This window comes from Caballeronia sp. M1242 (assembly GCF_017220215.1).
In the GTDB taxonomy this organism is placed as follows: Bacteria; Pseudomonadota; Gammaproteobacteria; order Burkholderiales; family Burkholderiaceae; genus Caballeronia.
On record NZ_CP071129.1, the window covers coordinates 36341 to 57384 of the forward strand.

A 21044-nucleotide genomic window follows, 5' to 3' on the forward strand; every position below is an offset into this window, starting at 1 on the left:
ACGTGCAGACGATTACCCGAAAACTCGAATTCGATGCGGGCCACCGCATTCCCGATCACCGCAGCCAGTGCCGCAATCTGCACGGGCATCGTTACGTGCTCGAAATCACGCTGCAAGGCGAACTCGTCGATACCGAAGGCGCGCCGGATCGCGGCATGGTGATGGACTTCGCCGACGTGAAATCGCTCGCGATGGAGCACCTCGTCAGCAAGTGGGATCACGCGTTCATCGTCTATGAAGGCGACGTGAAAGTGCGCGAATTCCTGCAATCGATGGCGGATCACAAGACGGTCGTGTTCGACCGCATTCCGACCGTCGAGAACATGGCGGCGGTCGCATTCCGCATTCTCGCGGATGTTTATGACGCCCACTATGGCGTCGATCTCAAGCTCAAGCGCGTGCGGCTGTACGAAACGCCGAACTGCTGGGCAGACGTGGAGCGCGCGTAAGCGCTTGCGCGTCGAAGGCGCGGCGAACGTCCGCGCCGTTGTCACGGTATGATCGCTCGGTGAGTCGGCCAACTCTGGCCGACGCCACGCAGTGCATGTCGATCATCCGGAGCGCAACATGCCGTCAATCATTCAGTCGTGTCCCTTCCTCGCGTTGCGCCTATTGCGCAGATTGCGCTCCCACGGAGCCGCGCGATGAGCACCTTCACCAATCCCCTCAAGCAACGTCTCGCCGATTCCGGTCCGCTCTTCGGACTGTGGCTGTCGCTGTGCAGCGCCGACGCCGCCGAAGCGCTCGCGCACGCCGGCTTCGACTGGCTGTGCATCGACATGGAACACTCGCCGAACGATAGCCGCGACGTGGTCGAGCAGCTTCGCGCGATAGCGGCCGCGCACTTGCCGACCGAGCCCGTCGTGCGCGTGCCGTTCGCGGAAGGCTGGCTCGTCAAGCGCGTGCTCGATGCCGGCGCGCGCACGTTGATGTTCCCCAACGTGCAGTCGGCGGAAGACGCGGAGCGCATCGTGCGGCTCACGCGCTATCCGACCGAGGCGCAGCTCGAAGGGCTGCGCGGCGTTGCGGGTGCTGTTCGCGCGGCGGCGTACGGCATGCGGCGCGACTATGTGTCCGGCGCGAACGAGCAGATTGCGACCATCGTGCAGATCGAATCCGTGGCGGCGCTTGCCGCCGTCCATGAGATCGCCGCGACGCCGGGCGTCGATTGCTTGTTCATCGGCCCGGCGGATCTCGCCGCGAGCCTCGGCCATCTCGGCGATAGCAAGCATCCGGACGTGCACGCGGCCATCACCAAAATCGCGGACGCCGCGAAGCGCGCGGGCAAATGCAGCGGCATTTTCGCGCTCGATGTCGCGAGCGCGCGGCAGTACGCGGAAGCGGGCATCAAGCTCGTTTCGATTGCCGCCGACGTGATGTGGCTCTTGAAGGCGACGCGGCAGGCGTTGCAGGAGGCCAGAGCATGAAGGGCGCTTGGCGTGGCGGCGTGGCGGCGGCATCGGCTGCGTTCGTCTTGATGACGGCGGGCGGCGCGCACGCGCAAGGCATGCCGAAGCCGACCGATCTGGCGACGCAAAACGCCGTCGCCGATTACAACGCGGGCAACCTCGTCGCCGCGCGCTCGGAGTTTCGTCGCGCGGCGGAGAAGGGCAGCCGTCTCGCGCAGTTCAATTACGCGATGATGCTGCTCAACGGCGAAGGCGGCGCCGCCGACGTGCCCGAAGGCAAGAAGTGGCTGCGCCGCGCCGCAGACGCGAACATGACGCACGCGCAGTACGTCTACGGCAAGATGTACGACGATGGCGAGTTCGTGGAGAAAGACCCGGCGGAAGCGCACCGATGGTTCCTGCGCGCCGCCAATCAGGGGCACGTGCAGGCGGAGTTGGCGCTCGCGAATCAGTTTTTGGACGGCCGCGGCACCGCTCGCGACAACACGCAGGCGTTCACCTGGTACAAGAAGGCCGCGCAGGGCGGCGACATGACGGCGCAGTACGTCGCGGGATCGTTCTATGAGCGCGGCGGCGATGGCGTCGAGCGCAATCTCAACGTCGCGCGCGCGTATTACGCCGCGGCCGCGGCGCAGGGTGATCCGGCTGCGAAGCTTAAATACCTGCAGTTGAGCGCCGAGATAGAGCAGCAGAAGCCGCGGCCACAGGCGCAGCCGCAGTAATCGCTCGCGGCGTCAGCTTTGCATCAGCCGCTTCTGTCGCGCGACGCTCATGATGAGCCCGACCGCGACGCCCAGCGTGGTCAACGCCGTGCCGCCGTAACTCATGAACGGCAGCGGTACGCCCACGACCGGCAGAATGCCGCTCACCATGCCGATATTGACGAACGCGTAGGTGAAGAACGCGAGCGTGAGCGATCCGGCCAATAATCGCCCGAAGAAGGTCGCGCCGTTCGCCGCGATGTACAGCCCGCGCGCGATCAGCGCCATGTAGAGAAAGAGCAGCACGAGCCCGCCCGCCAGCCCGAACTCTTCCGAAAACACCGCGAAGATGAAGTCCGTGTGCTTTTCAGGGATGAATTCGAGGTGCGCCTGCGTGCCCTTGAGCCAGCCCTTGCCGAGCGTGCCGCCCGAGCCGATTGCAATCACCGCCTGAATGGTGTGAAAGCCCTTGCCCAGCGGATCGGATGTCGGATCGAGCAGCGTGCAGATGCGGTGCTTCTGATAATCGTGCATCAGCGGCCAGTTGACTTCGGGCTGGCAGATGCGGTCCTGAAACACCGCGACGCTCGCCACCACGACCACCGCCGCCGCGAGCACCGGCACGATCAGCTTGAAACTGAGCCCGGCGAAATAGATGACGAACACGCCCGCCGCGAACACGAGCACCGCCGTGCCGAGGTCCGGCTGCTTCGCGATCAGGCCGACGGGCAGCATCAGAATCACGAAGCCGACGATGTAGTCCCACCAGCGAATGTTGCTCTCGCGCCGCTGGTAGTACCACGCGAGCATGAGCGGCATCGCGATCTTCATGATCTCGGACGGCTGAATGACGACGCCGACGTTCAGCCAGCGTTTCGCGCCCTTGCGCGTGAGCCCGAACGCGGCCACGGCGACGAGCAGCGCCACGCCCACCGTATAGAGCGGCACGGCGAAGCGCATGAGCGTCTGTGGCGGAATGTTCGCGAGAACCCACATCAGGCCGAACGTCAGCATGATATTGCGCAGCTGGTCCTCCACGCGGCCCGGCACGTCCAGGCTGGCGCTGTAGAGCGTCACGATCCCGACGCACAGCAGAAGAAAAACGATCAGCGCGAGCGGCCGGTCGAAGCCCGCGAACATGCGCTTCGCGCGCTCGATCCACACGTGCTTGTCGAATTGCAGATGCACTTGCATGCCGATTTCCTTATTCGTCGATGCCGCCGGTCGGCGCGAACGTGCGCACGCCGTTCTCCGCGTTGCCGCGCACCATCGTGGGCGTCGGCTCGGTCGGCGCGCCTTTTTGGCCGCGCTTGCGGCCCGGCGCGGCCGACGCAGGCAGCGCGGCTGCGGGCGCGGACGCGGGGCCGCCAGCCGGCACGGCGGGCGCGGAAGCCGCCTTCGCGACATCGGGATCAGACGCCGCCGACGGCGAGAGAGCCGGCGACTGGTTCGCCACCGACGCAGGGAGCGCAGCCGCAGCCGGCGGCTGCGTGCCGCCGATCACGGGCAGGCCGGCATCTTCCGTCGCGGATGCAGCGGCGGCCACGGCGGCCGCTTCGGCGCCCGGCTTCATCCGGTCCACCAGGTAATAGTCGAGCACCTTTCGCGCGATCGGGCCGGCCGCTTCCGCGCCCCAGCCGCCGTTTTCGACGATCAGCGCCAGCGCGATCTTCGGATTCTCAGCCGGCGCAAACGCGATGAAGAGCGCGTGGTCACGCAGATGCTCGGCTGTCGCGTGGCCATGATAGTTCGCGCCTTGCAGCGAATAGACCTGCGCCGTGCCCGTCTTGCCGGCCGCGAGATACGACGCGCCCGCGAACACCTTCGCCGCCGTGCCGTTCGTCACCACGCCTTCCATCGCGCGCTTGATGACGTCGATGTCTTGCTGACGCACGGCGATCTTGTCGCTCGGGTCGCGCACGACCGGGCGTACCGCCTTGCTGATCGGGTTCTCGATATCGCGCACGAGGTGCGGCTTCATCACGACGCCGTTATTCGCGAGCGTGGCCGTGGCGTGCGCGAGTTGCAGGATAGTGAACGAGTTGTAGCCCTGGCCGATGCCGAGGCTGATGGTCTCGCCTTCGTACCAGCGCTGCTGCTCGGGCTTGCGATACGCCTTGCGCTTCCACTCCGTCGACGGAAGAATGCCGCGCGCCTCGCCCGCGATGTCGATGCCCGTAATCTGGCCGAAGCCCCACGGTTTCATGAAGCCAGCCATCGCGTTCACGCCGAGGTCGCGCGCCAGCATGTAGAAATACGTGTCGTTGGAAACGACGATCGCGCGATTCATGTCCACCCAGCCCTGACCCGAACGCACGTCGTTGCGGAACGTGTGGCCGCCGAAAGTGAAGTAGCCGGGGTCCTGAAAGCCCCAGCCGGGCGTGCGCTTGTGCAGCGTGAGCGCGGCGAGCGCCATGAACGGCTTGTACGTCGACCCCGGCGGATATGTGCCGTGCAGCGGACGGTTCAAGAGCGGATGGTCCGGCGAATTGTTGAGCGCGTCCCACGTTTGCTGATCGATGCCATCGACGAAAGAATTCGGATCGAAGCTCGGCGCGGAGACGAACGCGAGCACGTCGCCCGTGGATGGCTCGATGGCGACGAGTGCGCCGCGCTTGCCCGCGAACGCCTGCTCGGCGACCTGCTGCAAGCCGATATCCAGCGACAGCACGAGGTTGTTGCCGGGCGTCGCCTGCGTGCGCGACATGGTGCGGACCGGGCGGCCGCCCGCCGTGACTTCCACTTCCTCGAAACCGGTCAGGCCGTGCAGCTCGGTTTCGTAACTCTGCTCGACGCCGATCTTGCCGACGTAATCCGTGCCCTTGTAGTTATTCGCGTCGAGGCGCGGATCGTAGTGATCGGAATTCGCGTCGTTCTCGTCGCTTGCATCGTCGATGCGTTCCTGATCGCGCTGCGAAATGCGGCCGATATAGCCGATCACGTGCGCCGCCGTCGTGCCGAGCGGGTATTGCCGGAACAGCCGCGCGCGCACTTCGACGCCGGGAAAGCGGAAGCGTTGCGCCGTGAACTTGGCGACTTCTTCGTCGGTGAGACGCGTGCGGATAGGCAGGCTCTCGAAATTCTTCGAGTCCTCGAGCAACTTCTTGAAACGCCGCCGGTCGCGCGAATCGATTGGGATGACTTGCGAAAGCGCGTCGATGACTTCATCGAGCGTGCCGTTGATCTTCGACGGCGTGATTTCCAGCGTGTAGGCGGAGTAGTTCTTCGCCAGCACGATGCCGTTGCGGTCCGTGATGATGCCGCGGTTCGGCACGATCGGCGCGACCGAGATGCGGTTCTCGTTGGCCTGCAACGAGTACTTGCTGAAGTGCCAGACCTGCAAATACAGAAAACGCAGGCCGATCAACCCGAAGCAGACGAACACGAACAGTCCCGCCGCCGCGACGCGCAGGCGGAACTTCGACAACTGTTGCTCGGTGTTCTTGATTTCGGTCATGCAGGTTTCGCGAGTGGTTCGCGATTCTTTCGCGATTCAAGTGTAGTCGGCGCGCGGGCGTTTATCGGCGCCGTGTCGCGCGCGGCGCTCAGATCGGGCGCGTGTCGTCGGGATCGGCTGCGCGCCGTTGCGGCATCAGAAGCAGGAAGCTCGCGATCGGCCAAAGCAGCGCCTCGACGAATCCGTTGACGAGATAGCTCCAGCCGGGAAACGCGGCGCCCGTCATCAGACGGATGATGAACGGCACGAGATGCGCGCCGACCAGCAGCGGAGCGACGACGAACGTCTGAACCGGCAGCGACATCCACAGCACGCGCCGGTGGATGGTGATCGCGCCGTAGGACAACAGCGTGTACGCGAGCGCGTGCTCGCCGAGCAGGTTCGCGCTATGGACGTCCATCAACAGCCCGAGCAGAAACGCGATGCCCATGCCGACCTTGCGCGGCTGCTGCACGTTCCAGAAGAGCAGCACGAGCGCGACGAAATCCGGCACGCCGACGAGCCGGCCCCAAGGCACCAGATTCAGCAGGAACGCAGCGGCCAGGCTGAACGTGATGAAGTACGGATTGACCGGCTGAAGAATGTATTGCGGACGGTTCATCGCGCGGCTCCCGACGAAGCGGGTTTCGGCGCATGCGCCTTCTTGCCCGATTTGGCCGCTGCGCTCGATGCCGCTTTCGGCGCAGCAGCTTTCGCGGCAGGCGTCGACGCAGCAACAGCCGCCGACGCGCTCGCCGGCGCCGACGCGGCAGCCGGTGCGCTCGCGCCCGCCGCTGCTTTGGCTGCGGGCTTCTTCTTGCCCTTGTTTTCCTTCGCTTCCTTCGCAGCAGCGGCGGCTTCGACTTCGACCGGATTGGGCGGCACGTTGACGTTGTAATGCAGCACGAGCAGCTGTCGCGCGCCACGCACCGCGGCGACCGGCACGCAGACGACGCGCGCGAACGCCGTATCCGCCTGCTTGTCGACGCGTAGCACCTTGGCGACCGCGAGCCCCGGCGGATACACGCCGTCGAGACCGCTCGTCACAAGCTGGTCGCCGACTTGCACGTCCGCGCTGATCGGCACGAAGCGCAAATCGAGCGTGTCGCCCTTCGGCGTGCCGTAGATGACGCTGCGCAGCCCCGTGCGCGCGATCTGCACCGGCACGGCTTGATCCTTGTCGGTGAGCAGCGTGACTTCCGACTGCATCGGAAAGACGCGCGTGACTTGTCCGATCACGCCTTCTTCGTCCACGACAGGCGCCCCGTCCTGAATGCCTTGCTGCGAGCCCTTGCCGATCACGACCTTCTGCGTGAAAGGATCGCGCGTGTCGTACTGGATTTCGGCGGGCGTGGTCTGCGTGGTGGCACGCGACTGAAGGTTCAGCAGCGCTCGGAGATGCGCGTTCTCGATGTTCAGTTGCGCGGCGTCGCCGGCCTTGATGGACAGTTCGAGGTTCTTGTCGGCGAGCTTGCGGTTTTCGCTGCGTAGCGTGGCGCTCGTGACGGCGAGATCGGCCGCGCCCATAAAGATGTCGCGCGGAACCAGCGCCGCGCGCTGCAACGGATAGAGCCCGGCGCCGAGAATGCCGCGCACGATTTCGAGGGTGTTGAAGCGGACGTCCGACACCAGCAGCGCGATGGCCAGCACCACGAAGAAGATGAGACGTGCGAGCGCCGAAGGGCCTTGCTTGAAAAGTGGCGGCGGACTGTATTCCATGGTCAGCGCCGAGGGCGTGAGCGGGTGGATGATGCTGCAGGCTGTTTCGCTTGTGGCGGGACCTGCCCTACGCTGTTTCGACGAAGGCCCGGACTGATGCCGGGCCGTGCGCGCGTCGCGTTACGCGGGATGCTCGAGTGTCTGCTTCGGCAATGCGTTCGATACGAACCGCGCGCACCCCGAAGCCTGCGATCACTCGTAAGAGAAGATGCTGCCGAGCTTGTCCATGCGCTCGAGCGCCATGCCGGAGCCGCGTACCACGCAGGTCAGAGGATCTTCGGCGACGAGCACCGGCAAGCCGGTTTCTTCCGCGAGCAGGCGGTCGAGGTCGCGCAGGAGCGCGCCGCCGCCCGTCAGCATCATGCCGCGCTCGGCGATGTCCGCACCGAGTTCCGGCGGCGTCTGTTCCAGCGCGATCTTCACCGACGAGACGATCTGGTTCAGCGGATCGGTGAGGGCTTCGAGGATTTCGTTGCTCGAAATGGTGAAGCTGCGCGGAATGCCTTCGGACAGGTTGCGGCCCTTGACTTCCATTTCCTTCACTTCCGAGCCGGGGAACGCCGAGCCGATTTCCTTCTTGATGGCTTCAGCGGTTTGTTCGCCGATCAACATGCCGTAGTTGCGACGGATGTAATTGACGATGGCTTCGTCGAACTTGTCGCCGCCCACGCGCACCGAGCCCTTGTACACGATGCCGCCGAGCGAGATGACGCCGACTTCAGTCGTGCCGCCGCCGATGTCCACGACCATGGAGCCCGTGGCTTCCGAGACCGGCAGGCCCGCGCCGATTGCAGCGGCCATGGGTTCTTCGATGAGATACACCTGCGATGCGCCCGCGCCGTGAGCCGCTTCCTTGATGGCGCGGCGCTCGACTTGCGTGGAGCCGCACGGCACGCAAATGATGATGCGCGGCGACGGCGAGAACATGCGGGATTCGTGTGCAGTCTTGATGAACTGCTTGATCATCTGTTCGGTGACGGTGAAGTCGGCGATCACGCCGTCTTTCATCGGCCGAATGGCTTCGATGTTGCCCGGCACCTTGCCGAGCATTTGCTTCGCTTCCTTGCCGACAGCCTGAATGGTCTTCTTGCCGTTCGGGCCGCCTTCTTGACGGATGGAGACGACTGACGGCTCGTCGAGGACGATGCCCTTGCCGCGCATGTAGATCAGCGTGTTGGCGGTGCCGAGATCAATCGCCAGGTCGTTGGAAAAATAGCTGCGCAAAAAGCCGAACATTCAAAAATCCTGTCTCGCTGGGTAGCCGTGCCTCGCTAAGAGCGCCGGGGACGGCAGCGGAAAAAATAACGGTTTGCCGGGACGGCGAAACGGGCCGCCGTGAATGCAAATCCGAGCAGAAATCTACCGCGGAATTGAACATGCCACGCAAACGTTTCTCGACGAGGGTTGATCCAGGGAGAAAGCCGCTGACAGGTCGATCCGGATGTGGGTCGAACGTGTAATGATACCTTATAATTTGGGGGTTTCTATAGGAAAAGGACGGCACTTTTTGCCATCCTCGGCCCCGCTTCGACGGCTTTCCGCCAGGATCGTAACTGACTGTTGCAGCGAACCTTTTTGGCGCGGGAGTTGTTCATGTTTTCTCCGGTGATCCCATGTCATTGACCCTGACCGACGTTAAACGCATCGCGCATCTGGCGCGGCTGGAACTGCCCGACCACGAGGCCGAACCGACGCTTGCGCGGCTCAACGACTTCTTCGGTCTCGTCGAGCAGATGCAGGCGGTCGATACCGCCGGCATCGAGCCGCTCGCGCATCCTATCGACGCCATCGAGGAAGTCGCGCTGCGACTGCGCGACGACGCAGTCTCAGAGCGGATCGAGCGCGAAGAGTTCCAGCGTTGCGCGCCGGCCGTGCAGGACGGGCTCTATCTCGTGCCGAAGGTGATCGAGTGAGCGTGGCGCATCGACCGTATCGGTCCATCGGAACAACGATCTCGCGCGTGGCGTGACGCGCCGCGCTCATCAGGGAACTGCAATGCATCAGAAAAGCTTGACCGAACTGCGCGCCGCGCTCGACTCGAAGGCGATCTCCGCCGTCGAGCTGGCGCAGTCGTATCTGCAACGCATCGAAGCCGCGAAAGAACTGAACGCGTTCATCGGCGTGAATCCGGAGCTCACGCTGGAACAGGCGAGAGCCGCCGACGCCCTCATCGCGCAGGGCAACGGCGGTCCGCTCGCCGGCCTGCCGATCGCGCACAAGGACGTGTTCGTCACGCGCGGGTGGGCGTCGACGGCGGGTTCCCACATGCTGGAGAACTACGCGAGCCCGTTCGATGCCACCGTCGTCGAGCGCCTGAGCCGCGCCGGCATGGTGTGTCTCGGCAAGACGAACATGGACGAGTTCGCCATGGGCTCGTCCAACGAGAACTCGTACTTCGGCGCGGTGAAGAACCCGTGGGACCTGAAGGCCGTGCCGGGCGGATCGTCGGGCGGGTCGGCAGCGGCCGTCGCCGCGCGCCTCGCGCCCGCCGCGACCGGCACCGACACGGGCGGGTCCATCCGTCAGCCCGCGTCGTTCACCGGCATCACCGGCATCAAGCCGACATACGGACGCGTGTCGCGTTACGGGATGATCGCGTTCGCGTCCTCGCTCGATCAGGGCGGGCCGATGGCGCAGACCGCCGCCGACTGCGCGCTGCTCCTGAACGCGATGGGCGGCTTCGACGAGCGCGACTCCACGAGCCTGCAACGCGACAACGAAGACTACACGCGCTATCTCGGCAAGAACTGGAGCGAAGATGCCGACAAGCCTTTGAAGGGCCTGCGCATCGGCATGCCGAAGGAGTACTTCGGCGCGGGACTCGCCGACGACGTGCGCGCCGCCATCGACGCCGCGTTGAAGCAATACGAAGCCCTCGGCGCGACGCTCGTCGAGGTCTCGCTGCCGAAGACCGAGCTTTCGATTCCGGTGTACTACATCATCGCGCCAGCGGAAGCGTCGTCCAATCTGTCGCGCTTCGACGGCGTGCGCTACGGGCATCGCGCGGCCGAGTACCGCGACCTGCTCGACATGTACAAGAAGTCGCGCGCGGAAGGCTTTGGGCCGGAAGTGAAGCGCCGGATTCTGGTCGGCGCGTACGTGTTGTCGCACGGCTATTACGACGCGTACTACCTGCAAGCGCAAAAGATTCGCCGCATCATCGCGCGGGATTTCCAGGAGGCGTTCAAGCAGTGCGACGTCATCATGGGACCGGTCGCGCCGTCGGTGGCGTGGAATCTCGGCGAGAAGACCGACGATCCCGTGCAGATGTACCTCGCCGACATCTACACGCTCTCCGTAAGCCTCGCGGGGCTGCCGGGCATGAGCGTGCCGTGCGGCTTCGGCGCGGGCGCGAATGCGAATCGGCCGGTCGGTCTGCAGATCGTCGGCAACTATTTCAACGAAGCCCGGATGCTCCAGGTCGCCGACGCGTTCCAGCGCGCGACCGACTGGCACCGCAAGGCACCATCGGCATCGGGAGTGTGAACATGCAGTGGGAAGTCGTCATCGGTCTGGAAACGCACGCGCAGCTTTCCACCGTCTCCAAGATTTTCTCGGGCGCGCCCACGCAGTTCGGCGCAGCGCCGAACACGCAGGCAAGTCCCGTCGATCTCGCGCTGCCGGGCGTGCTGCCGGTCATGAACCGCGGCGCTGTCGAGCGCGCAATTCGCTTCGGGCTCGCCATCGGCGCGCATATCGCGCCGCGCAGCATCTTCGCGCGCAAGAACTACTTCTACCCGGATCTGCCGAAGGGCTACCAGATCAGCCAGTACGAGATTCCGGTCGTGCAGGGCGGACAGATCACCATCCACGTGCCCGCCAATGAAAAGGCCGGCAAGGAAGCGTACGAAAAGACCGTCAACCTGACGCGCGCGCATCTGGAAGAAGACGCCGGCAAGTCGCTGCACGAAGATTTCGCAGGCATGACGGGCATCGACCTCAACCGCGCGGGCACGCCGCTGCTCGAAATCGTCACGGAGCCGGAAATGCGCAGCGCCGCCGAAGCAGTCGCGTATGCGAAGGCGCTGCACGGGCTCGTCGTGTGGCTCGGCATCTGCGACGGCAACATGCAGGAAGGCTCGTTCCGCTGCGATGCGAACGTCTCGGTGCGTCCGGTCGGCCAGAAGGAATTCGGCACGCGCGCCGAGATCAAGAACCTGAACTCGTTCCGCTTCCTCGAAGAAGCTATTCAGTACGAAGTGCGCCGTCAGATCGAACTGATCGAAGATGGCGGCACCGTCGTGCAAGAAACGCGGCTGTACGATCCGGACAAGCGCGAAACGCGCTCCATGCGCAGCAAGGAAGACGCGCACGACTACCGCTATTTCCCTGATCCCGATCTGATGCCGCTCGTGATCGAGGAAAGCTGGGTGGCGCGCGTGCGTGACGAGATGCCGGAACTGCCGGCGGACATGCAGAAGCGTTTCGTCGATACCTACGGCCTGACGTCCTACGACGCCGGCGTGCTCACTTCGTCGAAGGCGATGGCCGCGTACTTCGAAGCGGTCGTCGAGAAGGCGGGCGCGGCGCAGGCGAAGATCGCCGCGAACTGGCTCATGGGCGACGTCTCCGCGCAGCTCAACCGCGAATCGCTCGATATCGCTCAGTCGCCGGTGTCGGCGGCGCAGCTCGCGCTGGTGCTGCAACGCATCGCGGACGGCACCATCTCCAACAAGATCGCGAAGGACATCTTCCAGTCCATCTGGGAAGAGAAGGCAACGGACGAAGCCGCGGCCGACCGCATCATCGAGGCGAAAGGGCTGAAGCAGATCTCGGACACCGGCGCGCTGGAAGCGATCATCGACGAAGTGCTCGCCGCTAACCAGAAGTCCGTGGACGAATTCCGCGCGGGCAAGGAGAAGGCGTTCAACGCACTGATCGGCCAGGCCATGAAGGCGACGAAGGGCAAGGCCAATCCGCAGCAGGTCAATGAATTGCTGAAGAAAAAGCTGGGCTGAGTCGGCGGCGCATTGTCGCGCATGGTCTGCTGATTCAGGAGCGTAAGACTTACGGGCTGTTGCCGGTTGATCTGTGCAGCGGCCCGTTTTTCATTGCTGAAGCGGAAAAAACATGGCCAAGAAATCCGACCTGGACGACTATCGCGTTCCGTACTTCGACGGCGGGAAAAAGCTCAAGGCGTTCGACATCACTTCAGTCGATCCGTCTGCGAAGCCGTTCTCGACAGGCGCGAAAGACGACGACCGCGCGCGCCTCGCTGAGATCGGCGCGCAGCTGAACGAGTTGCAGGAGAAGCTGCACGCCCAGCGCCGCGAGCGCGTGCTGCTGGTGCTGCAAGGCATGGACACGAGCGGCAAGGACGGCACGGTGCGCGGCGTGTTTCAGGACGTCGATCCGCTCGGCCTGCGCATCGTGCCGTTTCGCGCGCCGACCGAGCGCGAGATGGCGCACGACTTTCTCTGGCGCGTTCACGCGCAAGCGCCGATGGCGGGCGAACTCGCGATCTTCAACCGCAGCCACTACGAAGACGTGCTCGTGCCGCGCGTGCTGAAGCAAATCGACGATGACGAATGCGAGCGGCGCTATCGTCATATCCGCGAGTTCGAGGCGCTGCTCGCGGACGCCGGCACGACCATCGTCAAATGCTTTCTGCACATTTCCAAGGACGAGCAGCGCGAGCGGTTGCAGGCGCGCATCGACGATCCGACGAAGCACTGGAAGTTCGACGTCTCCGACCTCGAGGCCCGCAAGCTCTGGGACGACTATCAGCGCGCGTATTCCGTGGCGCTCGGCGCGACCTCGACGGACTACGCGCCGTGGTACATCATTCCGGGCGATTCGAAGACGCATCGGAACGTGATGGTCGCCGAACTCGTCTTGCGCACGTTGCAGGGCATGAAGCTCGAATTCCCGCCGGCGAAGGAATCGCTCAAGGGCGTGAAGGTCGAGTAAATCAAATCAAGAAGAAAGGAAGCGTATGTTTCGCGTGATCACCGCCAATCTGAACGGCATTCGTTCGGCTGCCAAGAAAGGCTTTTTCGACTGGTTCGGCGAGCAGGCAGCCGACGTCGTCTGCGTGCAGGAAATCAAGTGCTCGCAAGACGACCTGACGCCCGAGTTCCTCGCGCCGCACGGCTTTCAGGGCTACTTCCAGCACGCGGTCAAGAAGGGCTACAGCGGCGCGGGCGTCTATACGCGGCACGAGCCGGACGACGTGATCATCGGTTTCGGCAGCGAGGAGTTCGATCCCGAAGGGCGCTACGTGGAAGCGCGCTTCGGCAGGCTTTCGGTGGTGTCGGTGTATGTGCCATCGGGATCGAGCGGCGATGAGCGTCAGCAGGCGAAGTACCGCTTCATGGACGAATTCATGCCGCATCTCGCCGCGCTCTCGAAAGAGCGCGAAGTCATTCTGTGCGGCGACGTGAACATCGTGCACAAGGAAATCGACATCAAGAACTGGAAGAGCAATCAGAAGAATTCCGGCTGTCTGCCGGAGGAACGCGCGTGGCTGACCAAGCTGTTCGACGAGGTGGGCTATGTCGACGTGTTCCGCACGCTCGACCAGCGGCCCGAGCAATACACGTGGTGGAGCAATCGCGGTCAGGCGTACGCGAAGAACGTCGGCTGGCGCATCGACTATCAGATCGCGACCAAAGAGGTTGCCGCGACCGCGAAGAGCACGTCCATCTTCCGCGACATCAAGTTCAGCGACCACGCGCCGCTGACGATCGACTATGACTGGAAGGTCGGTCGGAAGTGATCACCGCCCGCTCTTCTTGAACCGCCCCATGCCCGCGTAGTTTGGCAACGCATCGATACTCTTGCCGACGGCTTTCGCATAAAGCGGCATCATGTCCGACATGCGTTTCTCCAGATCCTGCTTGCGGTCCGGCCCGTACGGATGCATCCAGACGAAACCATTGTCCTCGCGGCGCGTGGCGGTATCGATCTTGTTCCACAGCGTGACGGCGGCGCGCGGATCGTAGCCCGCGCGCGAGGCGATCTCGCTGCCGATCACGTCAGCTTCGGTTTCGTCGGCGGGCGAATAGCGCATGGCGAGCAACTGATCGCCGATGCCGAGCGGCGTCGAGCCGACATCCGCAAAGCCGAAAAGCTGCGGCATCGTTCCCGCCGTCAGTTGCTCGGCCTGCTGGCGGCCGAGCCGCTCGCGGGCGTGTTCGCGCAGCGCGTGCGCGATCTCGTGGCCCATCATCATGCCGATCTCGTTGTCGTTCAGATGCAGCTTCTCGATCAAGCCGCTATACACGACGATCTTGCCGCCCGGCAGACAGTACATGCGGATCTCGTTCGACCGCACGACGTTGATTTCCCACTTCCAGTTCTTCGAGCGGTCGTTCCACTTGAGCGCGAACGGAATCTCGTGATTCGCGATATCGCGCACGCGCTTCACCAGCGCGTTGTCATTCGGCAGCAGCCGCTTGTTGCGCTCGGCCTCGTGGATGATCGTGGCGTACGCGTCGGCCGATTGCTGTTCGAGCGCCGCAGGCGGAATGAGGTTGCGAAAGAGCGCGGTATTGCCGAAGCGGATCTGGTTGTTCGGCGCAGTGTAAGGCGCGGGAGCGCGGTCTTCGTCCTGCGCATGCGCGCGCGGCGATGCGAGCGAGGCGCACGCGAGCGCGCAGACAAGCGTCCGCGCGAGCGCGCGGCCCGCACGGTGAGTCGATATGCGCACCGTCATCGTTTTGGTCTCCAGGGCGCGATGATCGGCAACAGTAACATGCCCGGAATCGACAGCGCGATGCAGACGAGGAAGTATTCGAACCAGCCCGTCCGCGCGACGATAAAGCCGCTCAGCGCGGACACGACCGTGCGCGGCACCGCCGCCAGGCTCGTGAAAAGCGCGAATTGCGTCGCGGTGTAGCGCGGGTCGGTGGTGCTCGCGATGTACGCGGTGAACGTGGCGAGCGTGAGTCCCGTGGCGAACGTCTCGAAGCCGTACAGCACCGCGAGCGCGACCGGCGACGGCCCGATCTTCGCGAGCCACGCGAAGCCGAATGTGGCGACGATTTGCAACACGCCGAAAATCCACAGCCCGCGCGCAATGCCGATCTTCACCAGAAACACGCCGCCGATAATGCCGCCCGCGAGGCTCGTCCAGAACGCGACCGTCTTCGCGATCACGCCGAGCTGCAAGGTCGTGAAGCCCAGGTCGAGAAAGAACTTGGTGGCGAGCGCGGTCGCCATGGTGTCGCCGAGCTTGTACAGAAAAATGAAGCTGAGCACGAGGAGCGCGGCGCGCCAGCCGTCGCGCGTGACAAATTCGTGGAAGGGCTCGACGACCGCATCGCGCAGACTTTTCGGCGGCGTGCCGTGCACGGCCGGTTCCTTCACGACGAGCGTGGTCACGATGCCCGGCACCATGAACAGCGCCGTCACGATAAAAACCGTCTTCCACGGCAGGAAGCCGGCGAGAATCAGCGCGAGCGAGCCCGGCACGAGACCCGCCACTTTGTACGCATTGACGTGGACTGCGTTGCCGAGGCCCTGTTCGGTGTCCGCGAGCAGTTCGCGCCGGTACGCGTCGATGGCGATATCCTGGCTTGCGCTGAACAACGCGAGCAGACCGGCGATGGCGGCCACCGTCCAGATGTCCTCGCTCGGCGAAACAAAGCCGAACGCGCCGATGGCCAGCGTCACGAGCACTTGCGTGACGAGCATCCAGCCGCGCCGCCGGCCGGGCCGCCAGAACGGCAGACGCGGCACGTAGCGGTCCATCAGCGGCGCCCAGACGAATTTCCACGTATAAGGCAGCCCGAGCAGCGCGAACAGACCGATCTGCTTGACGTCGATGTGCTCTTTCGTGAGCCACGCCTGCAACAGACTCAGCAGCGTGAAAAGCGGCAATCCCGACGTGAAGCCGAGAAACACGCAAATCAGAATGCGCGCGTTGAGAAACGCGCGCCAGCGGGGATGTTCTTCGTGAGCAGTTAGAGCGGGCGCCTCGTGTGGCGTGTCGGGCATGTCGATGTTGGAAAAGCGTTGTCGATGCTTGATGCGCCGGGTCGCATCACCGGCGCTTCACGCGATAGACCGCAAGACTACCACGCCAGTTCGCGCCCCAACGGATGGACTGCCCACCGTGCAGCACCACGCGGTCCAGAATCTCGATGCCCACTTCCGGCGCGAGCGCCTCGAAGTCCTTGATGGTCAGGACGCGCACGTTCGGCGTGTTATGCCATTGATACGGCAGCGACTTCGACACCGGCATGCGGCCTTGAATGACCGCAAGCCGGTGCGGCCAATAGCCGAAGTTCGGAAACGACACGATGCATTCGCGCCCCACGCGCACCGTTTCGCGCAGGATCGCGGCGGTCTGGTGAATGGTCTGCAGCGTCTGCGAGAGGATCGCGAAATCGAAGCTGTCGTCTTCGAAAAGGCGCAGGCCGTCTTCGAGATTCTGCTGGATCACGTTTACGCCCTTCTGCGCGCAGGCGAGCACGCCGGCGTCGTTGATCTCGATGCCGTAGCCGTTCACTTCCAGCTCTTCGGCGAGCAGCGAGAGCAGCGACCCGTCGCCGCAGCCGAGATCGAGCACGGTGGAGCGCGGTTCGACCCAGCGCGCGATCGCCCGGAAGTCCGAGCGCAGCGCGAGCGAATCAAGCGTGTTCTGGTTCATGCGCCGATCTCCGTGGCAATGCGTTCGTAGTAGGCGCGCATCAGGTTGTGATAGCGCGCGTCGTCGAGCAGGAAGGCGTCGTGGCCGTGCGGCGCGTCGATTTCGGCGTAACTCACCGTCCGCTTGTTGTCGAGCAGCGCCTTCACGATCTCGCGGGAACGCGCCGGCGCGAAACGCCAGTCGGTCGTGAAGCTCGCGATCAGATACTTCGCCTTCGTGCGGGCGAGCGCCTGCGTGAGATCGCCGTCGTAGGCTTTGGCGGGATCGAAATAATCCAGCGCGCGCGTGATGAGCAGGTACGTGTTGGCGTCGAAGTATTCGGCGAACTTGTCCGCCTGATAGCGCAGATACGACTCCACTTCGAACTCGACGTCGAAGTTGAAGTTGTACGCGTCGAGCGCGCCTTCGGCACGGCGCAGCGCGCGGCCGAATTTCACGGCCATGTCGTCGTCCGAAAGATACGTGATGTGGCCGATCATGCGCGCGACGCGCAGGCCCCGGCGCGGCTTCACGCCGTGCGCGTAATAGTCGCCGCCGTGGAAGTCGGGGTCCGAGAGAATCGCGGAGCGCGCGGTTTCGTTGAACGCGATGTTCTGCGCCGAGAGCTTCGGCGTCGACGCGATCACGATGCAATGCCCGAGCCGCTCCGGGTACATGAGGCTCCACGCGAGCGCCTGCATGCCGCCGAGACTGCCGCCCATCACGGCCGCGAATCGCTCGATGCCGAAGCGGTCAGCCACGCGCGCCTGCGCGTGCACCCAGTCTTCCACCGTCACGACAGGAAAGCGCGCGCCGTACGGCTTGCCGGTCGCGCGGTCGATGCTCATCGGCCCGGTCGAGCCGAAGCACGAGCCGAAGTTGTTCACGCCGATCACGAAGAAGCGATTGGTGTCGAGCGGCTTGCCGGGCCCGACCATGTTGTCCCACCAGCCGACGTCCTTCGGATTGTCGGCGTACACGCCCGCGACGTGATGCGACGCGTTGAGCGCATGGCAGACGAGCACCGCGTTCGAGCGCGCGGCGTTGAGTTCACCGTACGTTTCGACGACGAGTTCATAGTCGCCGAGCGAACTGCCGCTCTGAAGCACGAGCGGCTCGGAAAAGCGCAAGGTTTGGGGAGTGACGATGCCGATGGATTCCATTCATTCCGCCTTTACTGGGCGGCTAAACGGTGTCGGCTGGGCGCGAAGAAGCGGAAGATAGGCGCGGCTGACGACCTCTTTAGCCGCATTTATAGTGAACCGGAGCAATGCCGATGCCCTGGTTCGCGCGCCCGCAATCGAGTCAGCAAATCGGCGCGTGTTCAATTCTGTCAAGCGGTGAAGTATAGCGGAAAACGTAACAAAGCCGCTAATCGTGACGGCGGTCGCCGGCTTGGGTGGCGCGTCGTTTTCTGTCTATATTGTCTAGGCATCGCGCCTTGCCGGGAATCGACATGAAACCGAGTCGCGTCAGACCGCTGAGTCATTTGAAGAGCCGCGCAGCCGAGATGATCCGCAACGTCGTGGAGAGCCGCGAGCCGATGCTCATCACGCAGAACGGCGAAGCGAAGGTTGTCGTACAGGACGTTCAGTCCTACGAGGACCTGCATCAGACCGTCGCGCTGCTCAAGATTCTGGCAATGGGGCAAAAGTATATCGAGGCGGGACATTGCATCAGCGCGGGCGATTTTTTCGCCGAGATCGAGCGGCTCGACAAGGAAGAGGGCCTCAAATGAAGACCGTCTTTCTCGATCCCGTTCGACAAGACCTCCAGGACTTCCGGCGTTACGTGATCAACAAGTTCGGCGGCACCGCGTGGAAAGCGACGCGCGACAAGATTGCGGATGCCGTCGCGGACATCGAGGCTTCGCCGCGCAAGGGCGCGACGCCGCCGGAACTCGTCGACTTTCGCATGACGGGCTATTACGAAGTCGTTAGCGGGACGAACCGAATCATCTATAAGGTCGACGACGACACCATCTACGTGCATCTCGTCGTCGATATGCGTTCGGACCTCGAAGATATTCTCGCGCGGCGGCTTTTCAGGATCTAGCCGCTGGCCGCCCGAGCGCGCCGCCGCCCATGCCGAGCGTCAGCGCGCGCAACGACCGCACCGTGCGATCCACATAGTGCGGCCTGCCCACGCCCGGCAAGCGCGCCGAAACCGCGCCTGCGGTCGTGCGCGCCGCCGGCAGATGCCCGACGATCCACACGGTCCGGATGCCCAGCCGCCGATAGCTTTTCAGATGCCCGCGCGTGTCTTCGACGAGAATCGCATCGGCGAGACGCACGCGCGCGCGTCGCATCGCACGGCGAAGCATCGGCGCGTCCGGCTTCGAACGCCAGCGGTCGCCTTCGCGCATGTCCTCGATGGCGATCACGCGCTCGAATAGCCGCTCGATGCCGAGTTCCGCGAGCACGGCCCGCGCGTAGACGGACGGCGCGTTGGTCAGCACGATCTTGCGGCCCGGCAGCGCGCGCAGCGTTCGGCCGATGCCGCGTTCGGCGCGCAGCATCGACGGAAGATCGGCGAACGTGTGCACGACGTGCAGAAAGTCGGCCGGATCGACGCCGTGATGCTTCACGAGGCCGACGAGCGTGGCGCCGTATCGAACCGTATAGCCGACGCGCAACCGGTTCGCCTCGTCCACATCGACGCCGAGCCGGTCCATGATGTACTGCGTCATCGCGCGATTGATGGCCGGGAAGATCTGATGCGACGCGTGATGCAGCGTGTTGTCGAGATCGAAGAGCCAGACCGGCACGCGCGGCTCGACGCGGCGGCGGCGGGAAGTAGGTTGCGAATTCATTGCGCGAAAAGAAACGCCCGCGCGGAGGCGGGCGTCGTCATGAAATGAGCAAGGCTCAATGAAGCTCAATGCGAGCGGATCATCGTGCCGAACGGCTGTTCGGTCAGGATTTCGAGCAGCACCGAATGCTCGATGCGCCCGTCGATGATATGCACCGAGCGCACGCCGCTCTTCGCGGCATCCAGCGCCGACGAGATTTTCGGCAGCATGCCGCCGGAGATGGTGCCGTCGGCGAAAAGCGCGTCGATCTCGCGCGCTGAGAGGTCCGTGAGCAGATTGCCTTCCTTGTCCATCACGCCGGGAATGTTGGTCATCATGACGAGCTTTTCGGCGTTCAGCACGACCGCCAGCTTGCCAGCGACCAGATCCGCGTTGATGTTGTACGAGAGGCCGTCTTCACCGAAGCCGATGGGCGAAATGACGGGGATGAACGCGTCGTCCTGCAGCGCCTTCACGACAGCCGGATTAATGGCTTCCACTTCGCCCACTTGACCGATGTCGATGAACTGCCCCGGATTGTCGCGGTCCGGCATCATCAGCTTGCGCGCGTGGATGAGTCCGCCGTCCTTGCCGGTGAGACCGACCGCGTGGCCGCCGAAGTGATTGATGAGCGTGACGATGTCCTGCTGCACTTCGCCGCCGAGCACCCACTCGACGACTTCCATCGTCTCTTCGTCGGTGACGCGCATGCCTTGAATGAACGTGCCCTGCTTGCCGATCTTCTTCAGCGCCTGGTCGATCTGCGGGCCGCCGCCGTGGACGATCACCGGGTTGATGCCGACGAGCTTCAGCAGAATGACGTCGCGCGCGAAGCCTTGCTTCAGGCGCTCTTCGGTCATGGCATTGCCGCCGTATTTGATCACGACCGTCTTGCCGTGATATTGACGAATATAGGGCAGCGCCTCGGCCAGGATTTCAGCTTTCAGGGTAGGCGCGATCTGCGTGAGGTCGGGAAGGTCGGACATGGCGGCAGTCGAGGCGAAGAGCGTTTAAACAGGCGGAATTGTACAGGACCGATGCGAGGCGATATGACGTTTTGCCGCGACGCCGCCGCGGTTTCCGGCACGGCCGGCGACGTGCGATCATCGTTCATCTTTCGCTGTCACGCACGCGTCACCATGACGAAGCCACCGTCTCCACCGCCCGCGCCGCGCGCCGTGTGCGCCCGCTGCGGCGCGGCGTTCCGATGCGGCTCGCTTTCGGGCGATGCCGCCTGCTGGTGCGCGTCGCTGCCCGCGTTGCCGGCCGAGCGCTTGCGCGCGGGCGAAGTGTGTCTGTGCCGGGCGTGCCTGCTCGCCGAAATAGAAAAGGCCGGCCTTTCGAGTTAGCAGAGCGCATGCCGCGCGGGGTGCGACAAATCGCGCCATCGGCGGTTCGGCGGCGCGCGCAAGCG

At 64.1% G+C, this 21044-nt stretch carries 22 protein-coding genes; 11 read left to right on the top strand and 11 right to left on the bottom strand.

Annotation, left to right across the window (positions count from 1 at the left end):
• The first annotated feature begins 2 nt into the window (after positions 1–2).
• The 3 genes from queD to JYK05_RS00165 all read left to right on the top strand — a co-directional run bounded on the left by queD (position 3) and on the right by JYK05_RS00165 (position 2131).
• Positions 3–449, top strand: coding sequence for a 6-carboxytetrahydropterin synthase QueD (gene queD, locus JYK05_RS00155; RefSeq protein WP_206467324.1), 447 nt, complete (start codon positions 3–5; stop codon positions 447–449).
• 195 nt (positions 450–644) lie between these two features.
• Positions 645–1427 (top strand): HpcH/HpaI aldolase/citrate lyase family protein, encoded by a 783-nt coding sequence (locus JYK05_RS00160; RefSeq protein WP_206467325.1) that lies wholly within the window; start codon positions 645–647, stop codon positions 1425–1427.
• A complete protein-coding gene (locus JYK05_RS00165; protein WP_206467326.1) occupies positions 1424–2131 on the top strand; it encodes a tetratricopeptide repeat protein in 708 nt (235 codons plus the stop codon). The genes JYK05_RS00160 and JYK05_RS00165 overlap by 4 nt, the downstream gene beginning before the upstream one ends.
• A 12-nt stretch (positions 2132–2143) precedes the next feature.
• Here JYK05_RS00165 and rodA read toward each other — a convergent pair whose 3' ends face one another.
• The 5 genes from rodA to JYK05_RS00190 all read right to left on the bottom strand — a co-directional run bounded on the left by rodA (position 2144) and on the right by JYK05_RS00190 (position 8501).
• On the bottom strand, positions 2144–3304 hold the full coding sequence (rodA, locus tag JYK05_RS00170) for a rod shape-determining protein RodA (RefSeq protein WP_371747360.1): 1161 nt from the start codon (positions 3302–3304) through the stop codon (positions 2144–2146).
• A 10-nt stretch (positions 3305–3314) separates the two neighbouring features.
• Positions 3315–5567 (bottom strand): penicillin-binding protein 2, encoded by a 2253-nt coding sequence (mrdA, locus tag JYK05_RS00175; protein ID WP_206467327.1) that lies wholly within the window; start codon positions 5565–5567, stop codon positions 3315–3317.
• A gap of 88 nt (positions 5568–5655) precedes the next feature.
• Positions 5656–6168: a rod shape-determining protein MreD gene (gene mreD / locus JYK05_RS00180; RefSeq protein WP_175938922.1), complete on the bottom strand. Its 513-nt coding sequence runs from the start codon at positions 6166–6168 to the stop codon at positions 5656–5658.
• Positions 6165–7265 carry a rod shape-determining protein MreC gene (gene mreC, locus JYK05_RS00185; protein ID WP_206467328.1) on the bottom strand — a complete coding sequence of 367 codons (1101 nt, stop codon included), beginning with the start codon at positions 7263–7265 and terminating at the stop codon, positions 6165–6167. Before mreC ends, mreD begins: the two co-directional genes overlap by 4 nt.
• Before the next feature lie 192 nt (positions 7266–7457).
• On the bottom strand, positions 7458–8501 hold the full coding sequence (locus JYK05_RS00190; protein WP_004189550.1) for a rod shape-determining protein: 1044 nt from the start codon (positions 8499–8501) through the stop codon (positions 7458–7460).
• A 377-nt stretch (positions 8502–8878) separates the two neighbouring features.
• Here JYK05_RS00190 and gatC point away from each other — a divergent pair, with 377 nt between their 5' ends.
• From gatC to JYK05_RS00215, 5 genes are all read left to right on the top strand, one after another.
• A complete protein-coding gene (gene gatC, locus JYK05_RS00195) occupies positions 8879–9178 on the top strand; it encodes an Asp-tRNA(Asn)/Glu-tRNA(Gln) amidotransferase subunit GatC (protein WP_159837576.1) in 300 nt (99 codons plus the stop codon).
• 82 nt (positions 9179–9260) lie between these two features.
• Positions 9261–10751 (top strand): Asp-tRNA(Asn)/Glu-tRNA(Gln) amidotransferase subunit GatA, encoded by a 1491-nt coding sequence (gatA, locus tag JYK05_RS00200; RefSeq protein ID WP_206467329.1) that lies wholly within the window; start codon positions 9261–9263, stop codon positions 10749–10751.
• Positions 10752–10753: 2 nt separating this feature from the next.
• Positions 10754–12223: an Asp-tRNA(Asn)/Glu-tRNA(Gln) amidotransferase subunit GatB gene (gatB, locus tag JYK05_RS00205; protein ID WP_175938928.1), complete on the top strand. Its 1470-nt coding sequence runs from the start codon at positions 10754–10756 to the stop codon at positions 12221–12223.
• Between the two features lie 112 nt (positions 12224–12335).
• On the top strand, positions 12336–13175 hold the full coding sequence (locus JYK05_RS00210; RefSeq protein WP_175938930.1) for a PPK2 family polyphosphate kinase: 840 nt from the start codon (positions 12336–12338) through the stop codon (positions 13173–13175).
• Positions 13176–13200: 25 nt separating this feature from the next.
• On the top strand, positions 13201–13983 hold the full coding sequence (locus tag JYK05_RS00215; protein WP_175938931.1) for an exodeoxyribonuclease III: 783 nt from the start codon (positions 13201–13203) through the stop codon (positions 13981–13983).
• Here the strand turns inward: JYK05_RS00215 and JYK05_RS00220 are convergent, their stop codons facing one another.
• From JYK05_RS00220 to JYK05_RS00235, 4 genes are read right to left on the bottom strand one after another with little or no spacing between them, the layout of a single operon-like run.
• Positions 13984–14922, bottom strand: coding sequence for a M48 family metallopeptidase (locus JYK05_RS00220; RefSeq protein ID WP_175938933.1), 939 nt, complete (start codon positions 14920–14922; stop codon positions 13984–13986). It lies immediately after the preceding gene.
• The gene (locus JYK05_RS00225) at positions 14919–16205 is read right to left on the bottom strand and encodes an AmpG family muropeptide MFS transporter (RefSeq protein ID WP_175938935.1); all 1287 of its coding nucleotides are present in this window, start codon (positions 16203–16205) and stop codon (positions 14919–14921) included. Before JYK05_RS00225 ends, JYK05_RS00220 begins: the two co-directional genes overlap by 4 nt.
• Before the next feature lie 46 nt (positions 16206–16251).
• Complete coding sequence (metW, locus tag JYK05_RS00230) at positions 16252–16860, bottom strand: methionine biosynthesis protein MetW (protein WP_175938937.1); 609 nt, start codon at positions 16858–16860, stop codon at positions 16252–16254.
• Entirely contained in the window at positions 16857–18002 is a 1146-nt protein-coding gene (locus JYK05_RS00235) for a homoserine O-acetyltransferase (RefSeq protein ID WP_175938938.1), read from the bottom strand. The genes metW and JYK05_RS00235 overlap by 4 nt, the downstream gene beginning before the upstream one ends.
• Before the next feature lie 293 nt (positions 18003–18295).
• Between JYK05_RS00235 and JYK05_RS00240 the strand changes: the two genes are divergently transcribed.
• Together JYK05_RS00240 and JYK05_RS00245 are read left to right on the top strand one after the other, a co-directional pair.
• Entirely contained in the window at positions 18296–18577 is a 282-nt protein-coding gene (locus tag JYK05_RS00240) for a type II toxin-antitoxin system Phd/YefM family antitoxin (protein ID WP_175938940.1), read from the top strand.
• Positions 18574–18894 (top strand): type II toxin-antitoxin system RelE/ParE family toxin, encoded by a 321-nt coding sequence (locus JYK05_RS00245; RefSeq protein WP_175938941.1) that lies wholly within the window; start codon positions 18574–18576, stop codon positions 18892–18894. The genes JYK05_RS00240 and JYK05_RS00245 overlap by 4 nt, the downstream gene beginning before the upstream one ends.
• Here JYK05_RS00245 and JYK05_RS00250 read toward each other — a convergent pair.
• Entirely contained in the window at positions 18884–19651 is a 768-nt protein-coding gene (locus JYK05_RS00250; RefSeq protein WP_206467330.1) for a pyrimidine 5'-nucleotidase, read from the bottom strand. The genes JYK05_RS00245 and JYK05_RS00250 overlap by 11 nt on opposite strands.
• A 65-nt stretch (positions 19652–19716) precedes the next feature.
• Complete coding sequence (gene argB / locus JYK05_RS00255) at positions 19717–20616, bottom strand: acetylglutamate kinase (RefSeq protein ID WP_159837600.1); 900 nt, start codon at positions 20614–20616, stop codon at positions 19717–19719.
• A gap of 153 nt (positions 20617–20769) precedes the next feature.
• Between argB and JYK05_RS00260 the strand changes: the two genes are divergently transcribed.
• Positions 20770–20979, top strand: a complete 210-nt coding sequence (locus JYK05_RS00260; protein WP_206467331.1) for a cysteine-rich CWC family protein — start codon at positions 20770–20772, stop codon at positions 20977–20979.
• Positions 20980–21044: the final 65 nt, after the last annotated feature.